The sequence below is a fragment of the Micromonospora sp. D75 genome (genome assembly GCF_018070405.1).
Lineage (GTDB): Bacteria > Actinomycetota > Actinomycetes > Mycobacteriales > Micromonosporaceae > Micromonospora > Micromonospora chalcea.
Genome location: NZ_JAGPXV010000789.1, coordinates 1 through 2,318 on the forward strand (window position 1 = coordinate 1; position 2,318 = coordinate 2,318).

3 protein-coding genes are annotated in these 2,318 nt (G+C 73.0%); 2 read left to right on the plus strand and 1 reads right to left on the minus strand.

Going from position 1 to position 2,318, the window contains the following annotated elements:
• Positions 1–830 (plus strand): glutamate--tRNA ligase (locus tag KBX39_RS29035; RefSeq protein WP_247660717.1); only part of this gene is annotated, 830 nt, incomplete at its 5' end.
• Positions 831–1,006: 176 nt separating this feature from the next.
• On the opposite strand, the gene KBX39_RS29040 is transcribed toward KBX39_RS29035, so the two are convergent.
• Positions 1,007–1,597 (minus strand): copper resistance CopC family protein, encoded by a 591-nt coding sequence (locus tag KBX39_RS29040; RefSeq protein ID WP_210873598.1) that lies wholly within the window; start codon positions 1,595–1,597, stop codon positions 1,007–1,009.
• Positions 1,598–1,788: 191 nt separating this feature from the next.
• Between KBX39_RS29040 and KBX39_RS29045 the strand changes: the two genes are divergently transcribed.
• Positions 1,789–2,318: hypothetical protein (locus KBX39_RS29045; RefSeq protein WP_210873599.1), on the plus strand; the 530-nt coding region annotated here is incomplete at its 3' end.

The following is a 2,318-nucleotide window of genomic DNA, read 5'->3' on the forward strand; positions in this document are numbered from 1 at the left end:
GGGCCGAGGAGCATCTGCCGAACACCCCGAAGCAGCAGCTGCTGTGGGACGCGCTCGGGGTCAAGCCGCCGATCTGGGCGCACGTGCCGGTGGTGGTGAACGAGAAGCGGCAGAAGCTGTCCAAGCGGCGGGACAAGGTCGCGCTGGAGGCGTACCGGGACGAGGGCTACCTCGCCGACGCGATGCGCAACTACCTGATGCTGCTGGGCTGGGCGCCGTCGGGCGACCGGGAGATCGTGCCCTGGTCGGTGATCGAGGAGGAGTTCCGGCTGGACGAGGTCAACCCGTCCCCGGCGTTCTTCGACGAGAAGAAGCTGCGCGCGTTCAACGGCGACTACATCCGGGCGCTGCCGGTGGAGGACTTCGTCGCCGCCTGCCAGCCGTGGCTCACCGGCACCGACACCATCGCCCCGCCGCCGTGGCAGCCCGAGGAGTTCGACCCGGCCGCGTTCGCGGCGGTGGCTCCGCTGGCGCAGACCCGGATCGCGGTGCTCAGCGAGATCGTGCCGAACGTCGACTTCCTCTTCCTGGCCGACCCGCTGATCGACGAGGCGGCGTGGGCGAAGGCGATGAAGGAGGGCGCGGCCGACCTGCTGGACGCGGCGATCGTCGCGTTCGAGGCGCTGGAGTCCTGGGACGCCGAGTCGCTGAAGGCCACGCTGGAGGCGGTCGGCGCGGAGCGCGGGCTGAAGCTGGGCAAGGCGCAGGCGCCGGTACGGGTCGCGGTCACCGGCCGCACCGTCGGGCTGCCGCTGTTCGAGTCGCTGGAGGTGCTCGGCCGCGACCGTACGCTGACCCGGCTGCGCGCCGCCCGCGTACGCCTGGTCTGAGCGGCAGGCCCGCCGACGGCCCGGGCGTGTCGTGGCCGGGAGAAGGTAACCCTGTCGAGCGATATGCCTCTGAGTCATGATTATGACTCAGAGGCATATGCGTTTTCGGCGATCGTTGCGCCGGCCGCGTCACGCGGAGTGTTCCCCGCGAGCCGGCTCCCGCTGACCGGCCGGCGTCAGCGGCGGGCGGCCCGGCGGCGCAGCAGCAGCCCGCCGCCCAGAGCGGCCAGCACCACCACCGCGCCGGCCGCCCACAGCCAGCCCGTACCCCCGTCGTCGTCCGCCTCGGCGGCGGCCGGGGTCGGGCTCGGCGCCGCGCTGGTAGGCGCGGCGGGGGCGGCACTCGTGGGCGACGCGCTCGCCGACGGCGCCTCGGCGGGGGTGCCGGTGGTCAGGGTGAACCGGATCTCCCCCTTGATCGGATGGCCGTCGTCGGAGGCCAGCCGGTAGGTGACGATGTAGAGCCCGGCCGCGCCCGGCCGGAACGGCACGGTCACCCGCTTGCCGGAGAAGGTCGGCGCGCCGCCGGCAGCGGCCACGTTGTCCGGCCCGGTGACGGTGACCTCGGTCGTGGCTTCCTTCGGCGTGGCCAGGAACCGCAGCTCGATCCGCTCCGGCGCGGCGGCCAGCCGGGCCCCGTCGCGCGGATCGCTGCCGGTCAGCGAGTTGTGCGCGGCGGCCGGCGCGGCCGGCAGCAGCGCGAACGCCGCCACCACCCCGAGCACCACCACCCAGGTACGCGCCGTACGGGCGACCCTGCCCCCCATGGTTCCCTCCGTCCGGGTAAGATCCGGCCGATGATCATCGACCGCTCGTTGGTCGGTCTCAGCTCGCAAATAGTTCCAAATACTCTTCCACCTGCTGCAACCGAGCGCCGTTCTGCGGAGTCTTTGTGGTGGACACCGGTCCAGTGTGACTGCAGCGGAAGCCAGCCATCGAACGGGGCGAGGAGGCGGCGATGATCCGGAAGGTGAGACGGCTGCTGATCGCCGTGACCGGGACGATGGCGGCCCTCGCGTGCACACTGGCTCTGACCGGCGCGACGGCGGCCCACGCCGCCCCGAAACCGACGCCCGCGCCCGCCCCGACCGGCGTCGACATCACCGGCGACAAGCTCGACGAGCCGCTGCGGCTGCGCACCGACAGCCGGTCGGCCGACGTCCACCTGGTGATCGACCAGATCAAGTGGCTGGGCGCGACCGGCCAGCTGCGCGGCCCGGCCGCCGCGGACCTCGGTCCGAAGTACACGGTGGTGGTGCACGTCGCCGCCGGTCCGCAGCGCACCTACGACCTCTTTCCCCTGGCCAAGGGCGGCCCGCGGGTCTACCGGCCGGCGAAGCAGCCGGACCGGAGCAACCTCCGCGCGGGCTGGTTCCTCGGGCGGCTCAACATGCCGGAGACGCTGCGCTCGGTAGGCGTGCCGTTGCCGGCGCAGTTCGACACGCTCGCCGGTGGCATCGGCGGCGGCGAGCGGGTGCTGCCGGAGGA

Bases quoted from the DNA above. Each gene is read 5' to 3' on its own strand.
- KBX39_RS29040 (WP_210873598.1), bottom strand. From the start codon at position 1,597: ATGGGGGGCAGGGTCGCCCGTACGGCGCGTACCTGGGTGGTGGTGCTC.